This is a genomic window from Nostoc sp. CHAB 5715 (assembly GCF_020829685.1).
Taxonomy (GTDB): Bacteria; Cyanobacteriota; Cyanobacteriia; order Cyanobacteriales; family Nostocaceae; genus Nostoc.
Window position 1 is genome coordinate 1 of sequence record NZ_JAIVFR010000465.1, and the last position, 5,724, is coordinate 5,724.

At 42.7% G+C, this 5,724-nt stretch carries 6 protein-coding genes and 1 tRNA gene; 1 reads left to right on the plus strand and 6 read right to left on the minus strand.

Annotated features, from left to right (window positions below; genetic code table 11):
- Positions 1 to 185: 185 nt before the first annotated feature.
- From LC574_RS23285 to LC574_RS23310, 6 genes are all read right to left on the minus strand, one after another.
- Positions 186 to 536 carry a hypothetical protein gene (locus LC574_RS23285; RefSeq protein WP_229455949.1) on the minus strand — a complete coding sequence of 117 codons (351 nt, stop codon included), beginning with the start codon at positions 534 to 536 and terminating at the stop codon, positions 186 to 188.
- Positions 537 to 586: 50 nt separating this feature from the next.
- On the minus strand, positions 587 to 1,357 hold the full coding sequence (locus tag LC574_RS23290) for an SDR family NAD(P)-dependent oxidoreductase (protein ID WP_229455950.1): 771 nt from the start codon (positions 1,355 to 1,357) through the stop codon (positions 587 to 589).
- A gap of 6 nt (positions 1,358 to 1,363) precedes the next feature.
- Entirely contained in the window at positions 1,364 to 1,867 is a 504-nt protein-coding gene (locus LC574_RS23295; RefSeq protein ID WP_229455951.1) for a GNAT family N-acetyltransferase, read from the minus strand.
- A 93-nt stretch (positions 1,868 to 1,960) separates the two neighbouring features.
- Positions 1,961 to 3,355, minus strand: coding sequence for a tRNA uridine-5-carboxymethylaminomethyl(34) synthesis GTPase MnmE (mnmE, locus tag LC574_RS23300; protein WP_229455952.1), 1,395 nt, complete (start codon positions 3,353 to 3,355; stop codon positions 1,961 to 1,963).
- A 235-nt stretch (positions 3,356 to 3,590) separates the two neighbouring features.
- Positions 3,591 to 4,511 (minus strand): ornithine carbamoyltransferase, encoded by a 921-nt coding sequence (argF, locus tag LC574_RS23305; protein ID WP_229455953.1) that lies wholly within the window; start codon positions 4,509 to 4,511, stop codon positions 3,591 to 3,593.
- 415 nt (positions 4,512 to 4,926) lie between these two features.
- On the minus strand, positions 4,927 to 5,178 hold the full coding sequence (locus LC574_RS23310) for a hypothetical protein (RefSeq protein ID WP_229455954.1): 252 nt from the start codon (positions 5,176 to 5,178) through the stop codon (positions 4,927 to 4,929).
- 280 nt (positions 5,179 to 5,458) lie between these two features.
- Between LC574_RS23310 and LC574_RS23315 the strand changes: the two genes are divergently transcribed.
- Positions 5,459 to 5,530 (plus strand) — tRNA-Thr (locus LC574_RS23315).
- The last annotated feature ends 194 nt before the right edge of the window (positions 5,531 to 5,724 follow it).

A 5,724-nucleotide genomic window follows, 5' to 3' on the forward strand; every position in this document is an offset into this window, starting at 1 on the left:
GGTGGAATGACTGTGGAAATCATAACTAATTACCCGGACATGATATAGGACTAATATTTGATTTCTGAAAAAGCTCGGTACAACTCGAAAAGCCTAATTCCTTATTCCCTACTCCCTACTCCCCACTTCCCGCAATAATTGATGAATAAAATCTTTCTCAAACTTCAACCCTGCTAAAATCTCCGTTAATGATTACGCTGCACTTTCTGAGATGTCACATTATCTGAAAAATACGTTGCTGAAGATTGAGAGTTTTTTCCAACCAAAATAGGCTCTCCCTTTACTCCTCCACGGGTAAGAGTACAAATTTTATAAAGGTTTTCGCACTCAAAAATTGCCATAACTAGCTCTTTCCCCGTTTCATAAGAGGATGGTAAGGGTTTACCTACCTCGCATTCCATATCAATTTCGTTATCACGCCACTGTAACTTCCAAATACGCTTTTCGGTTATTGGTGCTTTGACAGACTGAGCAAAAGCACTATACACCTGCTCTGCTTTGATATCATCCTTGGCTGCTGGCACAAAAAACTTCATAGGCTTTGGTTACAAGTAACGTAAATTTCACTAGCACCAGCGTAACGCAGTTACCAAGGTAATCGGCTGCCATCCCACGAGAAAAACTGTCCACTATCGCCTTCTTGAAGCTGTTCGATAACAGTCAGTAATTGGGTAACGGTGCGTTCCACTGAGAATAATTTTTCCGCAGGTACATTTCCCTGGAAAGGACGGGAAAGGCGCGTATCAGTTGTACCAGGATGCAATGTCACTATTAATGTTTTAGGACAACTTCTTTTATACTCAATTGCCGCAGTTCGCATCAACATATTGAGTGCTGCTTTAGAAGCGCGATAGCCATACCATCCACCAAGTTGGTTATCGCCAATACTACCCAATTTAGCAGAAATAGTGGCAAACACGCTGCGTTCTCCATGACGAAACAAAGGCAATAGATGTTTAGCCAGTAAGACAGCACCAATACTATTTATCTGAAAGTAGCGCAGCAAATTTTCTGAATTGATCTGTCTTAAGCTTTTTTCAGGTTGCAAAGTATCTTCATGCAACAGTCCTACACAGTTGACTACCAAATGCAGTTTGCCAACTTGGCTACGTATTTTTTGAACAGTTTCAACAATCTGCAATTCCTCAGTAATATCCATCTCCAGACAAATTAATCGCTCAGAATGTTCGCCTGCAAGAGCTATTAAATCGGAGGCTGATTCCGGTTGACGATAAGTTACATAAACTTTGGCTATTCTGTCATCTTGTAGCAATTTTTTTACAAAACCCAAACCAATACCTTGGCTAGCTCCCACAATCAATGCGTTAACAGGATTAATTTCATCGATAAAAGACATATTAATTTAGGTCACTTGTGGAGGTATTTCATATTCGTAGCGAGAGACAAAATAAGCGCCAACTTGTCTGTCGCTGTGATGACGGAAACCAAAGTCTTCATATACTGCTCTCAAGCGCGGACGCGAAGCATCGCAATCTAAACGTAAATAACGTTTATCAAATGTTTGTGCGTGTTCAACAGCCCAAGTAAGCAGTGCCGAAGAGACTTTACCGCCAGAGTATTGTCGCCGAATAGCAAGACGATGTAAAAATGCTGACTCCTCCTGAGAAATGTCGGGCCAGAAAAGTAAATCTTCAAGCTGAAACTTGATTGTACCAGCTGGTTCACCTGCCCATTCAGCAATAAAAAACAAGCCGTTAGCAACATCTTGCGAGATACTTTCTGGCGAAACCTCGCTATCACGCCACAGAGGCATACCACGCTCCTGAAGCCACAAAGCTGCTTCTAACAACACATTCGAGACTATCACCGTATCTTGTATAGTTGCTTGGCGAATTGAGATGTACATCTTAGTTATCAATTGCAGATTTTGAACAATAGTAAAACTTCACAAAGATTAGTATAAATGTTGGGTTGCATTTCGCTTTTGGCAATCTACCCTTTATTTACCAATACAAAATTTGCTAAAAATCTTATCTAAAACTGATTCTGTAACCTCTTCTCCGGTAATTTCTCCTAGTGCTTGGATTGCACCTCGTAAGTCAATTGTCCAGAAATCAAGAGGTAGTTGCTGGGCAATTGTTGCTTGTACTTGTTCCAAAGAAATTTGAGCTTGAGTTAAGGCTGCTGCTTGCCTTTGGTTAATGGCTAAATCCATATCAGCAGCTTGGACTTTTCCCGATTTAACTATCTCTAAAATTGCTGTTTCTAAAGCATCAATGCCTTGATTTTGGGCTGCTGCTGTGACAATTTTAGATTTTAGATGAACGATTTGGGATTGAAGATTTTTGCTTTCGCCTTCTTCTACTAAATCGATTTTGTTAATAACTAGAATTAATGGACGGTGTTGTACCTGTTCGTAAATTTCTCGATCGCCTTCCGTCCAACCGGCTGAAGCATCAATGGTAAGCAAGACTAAATCAGCAGCATTGGCAGCTCGACGCGATCGCTCAACGCCAATTTTTTCCACTTGGTCTGTTGTTTCCCGAATCCCCGCAGTATCTAGCACTTGTACAGGAATTCCCCCAACAACTAACTGCGATTCCACCACATCGCGGGTTGTACCGGGTAAGTCAGTCACAATGGCGCGATCGCTCTGGCTCCAAGCGTTCAATAAGCTCGACTTACCCACATTCGGACGCCCCACAATTGCCACTTTTAAACCTGTGCGTAGCAACTCACCTTTGTCTTTGGTTGCCAATAACTTAGTTATTTCTGCGGCAATTTTCTCGATTTCTGATATTATGACTTTATCATCCAACGGGGGAAGGTCTTCCTCAAAATCGATTCGAGCTTCGATTTCTGCCAAGATATCTAAACAGTTAGCGCGTAACTGACGGATCGGATGAGCTAATTTCCCCTGCAAACCAGCTAAGGCAGTTTGAGCAGCTTGAGGCGATCGCGCTCCTACTAAATCAGCAATACCTTCGGCTTGAGTTAAATCCAATCGTCCATTCAAAAAGGCGCGGAGAGTAAATTCTCCAGGTTGGGCTAGTCTAGCGCCGTTTTCCAAACACAATTGTAATACCTGCTGCACTGCCATAATTCCCCCGTGGCAATGGAATTCCACCACATCTTCACGGGTGTAAGAACGGGGTGCTTTCATAATCAGCAACAGCGTTTCATCTACCAGTTGTTGCGTCTGGGGATGGCGAATGTAACCGTAGAGAATCCGGTGACTTTCCCAAACTTGTCGCCCTGGTGCGTGAAAGAGAGTTTGGGCTAGAGCTATTGCTTGGGAACCGGACACCCGGACAATACCAACACTACCCTGTTGGGGGACAACAGCAGTGGCGATCGCAGCGATAGTTCCAGTAGTAGCAAAAACTTCTGACATGAGCGCCCCTTTATAAGAGTGAGGAGAGACGCGATTAATCGCATCTGTACTTAGGAGTAAAAATAATAACTCATAACTGATAACTTTCTAAATGGTAAGTATTTAGACTAATGGGATGGCAACTGGCAAGGTAAAATTTACCTGGAGGGTAATGCCTGATAGTAAAGAGTTAGGAGTGAAAATTATAACTCCTGTACAGACGCGATTAATCGCGTCTGTACAGGAGTTATAATTTTCATTTTGCCCCTAAGATACTTGCAAGTAAAGCTTTTTGAGCGTGCAAGCGATTTTCTGCCTGTTCCCAAACTCGTGATTGAGAACCTTCAATAACAGCTTCGGTAATTTCTTCACCACGATGGGCTGGTAAGCAGTGTAAAACAATTGCTTCTGGATCAGCAAGGCTCAACAGCTGATCCGAAATTTGGTAAGGCTGGAAAATTGGCATCCGGTTGTCCGCTTCTGCTTCTTGCCCCATACTCGCCCAAACATCAGTATAAAGTACAGCAGTTCCCTTAGCTGCTAATTGTGGATCGTGAGTGACGAGAACTTCCGTTTTGTTATTAGCGATCGCTCTTGCTTGTTCTACAATCCTAGAATCTGGCTCATATCCGCTAGGAGTAGCAATTCTAACATTCATCCCCACCAAAGCACAGCCCAACATCAGAGAATTAGCCATATTATTCCCATCACCCACGTAGGTCAAAGTTAACCCAGCAAGGCTGTTAAAGCTTTCTTGAATCGTCAATAAATCAGCTAATACCTGACAAGGATGTTCTGCATCGGTAAGCGCATTAATTACCGGAATCTTGGCATAGTGAGCAAAAGTTTCTAAATCTTGCTGTGCAAAAGTGCGAATTGCCAAAATATCCAGATATCGATCTAACACCCGCGCCGTATCCTGTAAAGGTTCCCCACGACTAACTTGAGTGACATTAGGGTTGAGATCGATTACCTGTCCACCCAATTGGTACATCGCCACAGTAAAACTTACCCGTGTGCGAGTTGAAGCTTTGGAGAACAATAACCCCAAAACTTTATTACACTGCAACTTCAACTGTTGTGATTTAAGTTGAGTTGCCAATTGCAGGAGTTCTTGAAGTTCAGTAGGACTGATGTCCGCTAGACTTAATAAATCTCGTCCGAGCAATGCTGCCATGCTTGTGATCTGTAAAAAATAATTATCATGGTATAATAAGACTAGTGGAAGGGTAATCAACCACTTAAAAAACCTGATTCCTACCTAACACGTAGACGCTGAACCTTCTCCCAAAGGAAGAGGCTACGCCAAGACAATTAAAGATATAGGGTTCTATTCCATAGTTTTAGTTCCTTTCCAGGAATAGGTAAAATCTTCATGGGAGCTAGACAAACAGCATTTAAATCAAACAAATTTTGGAGCAATCCAACTACGGTAGGGCATACCGGAAGTTAAAGCTTCTCTACCAGACGCTGCGCGAAGGGAGAGAACCACCTCTGGCTTAGATACCGCAAGGGGTCTAGGTTAAGTGGACTCGTTAAACCAAGAATCCCTTCGGCTAAAGCCGAAGAAAGTGTCAAATATTTCTGTTCCTTTATTCAGCTGTGTCAAGAAAATACAGTTTTAAAACTTTACCAAATATTTTTGCATGTAGCCCAGGATTTGAGTTAGCTTTTGCCATGCATACTAATTTATTGAAAGCGACGGGAAACTCCATCCCCTTGTGGGTGGACAGGGATAGTCGCCCCGTCGCTTGGGGCGACAGGCGCCGGGCATTGGTAGTTTCTTCCCCATGACGGCAGTTGCTCCACTTGGGGAGACCCCAAGACCGCACTGCCTCCCCCATGCCCGATTCCCCATGCCCAAAAACTCCATCCCGCAAGTGGCGTGGAGTTTTTTATCAACTTTATCAGTGATTCTGATCGCTGATTTTTTCTGTTTCATCACAATTCCAACGCCAACTAAATCATCTAGGCGTACAAAAGCAGCGATATTGCCAAAATATCCGGTCTTCTAGGCTAATTTCTGAGTAGGGAGATATTTTTTAGTAATTATAGCTAGACAAGTAAATTGATTATGGTATAATACAAAATTGTGGTTGCTACTTGAAACCAATTGCTAAAGTTGCCAGCATAGCACAGTGGTAGTGCATCCGACTTGTAATCGGAAGGTCGCGAGTTCAAATCCCGCTGCTGGCTTTAACAAAAAATCCCCCAAATGCGGGGGTTTTTGACTATACATTATACGAGATACGAGTTGATGTTTTAGCCTCTAACTAAACCGTACACTTAACATATTCATGAATTCGCAAGTTGTCGGTAGCGTTTCTGAACTTCCTGAATCGAAAACAAAGTTTCAAACTTCAACCCAGCCGACTCAGAAATTAGCCTAG

Excerpts from the sequence above, each read along its gene's own strand:
- LC574_RS23310 (WP_229455954.1), bottom strand. The coding sequence starts at position 5,178 with ATGGGGGAGGCAGTGCGGTCTTGGGGTCTCCCCAAGTGGAGCAACTGC.
- argF (WP_229455953.1), bottom strand. The coding sequence starts at position 4,511 with ATGGCAGCATTGCTCGGACGAGATTTATTAAGTCTAGCGGACATCAGT.
- LC574_RS23285 (WP_229455949.1), bottom strand. The coding sequence starts at position 536 with ATGAAGTTTTTTGTGCCAGCAGCCAAGGATGATATCAAAGCAGAGCAG.
- mnmE (WP_229455952.1), bottom strand. The coding sequence starts at position 3,355 with ATGTCAGAAGTTTTTGCTACTACTGGAACTATCGCTGCGATCGCCACT.
- LC574_RS23290 (WP_229455950.1), bottom strand. The coding sequence starts at position 1,357 with ATGTCTTTTATCGATGAAATTAATCCTGTTAACGCATTGATTGTGGGA.
- LC574_RS23295 (WP_229455951.1), bottom strand. The coding sequence starts at position 1,867 with ATGTACATCTCAATTCGCCAAGCAACTATACAAGATACGGTGATAGTC.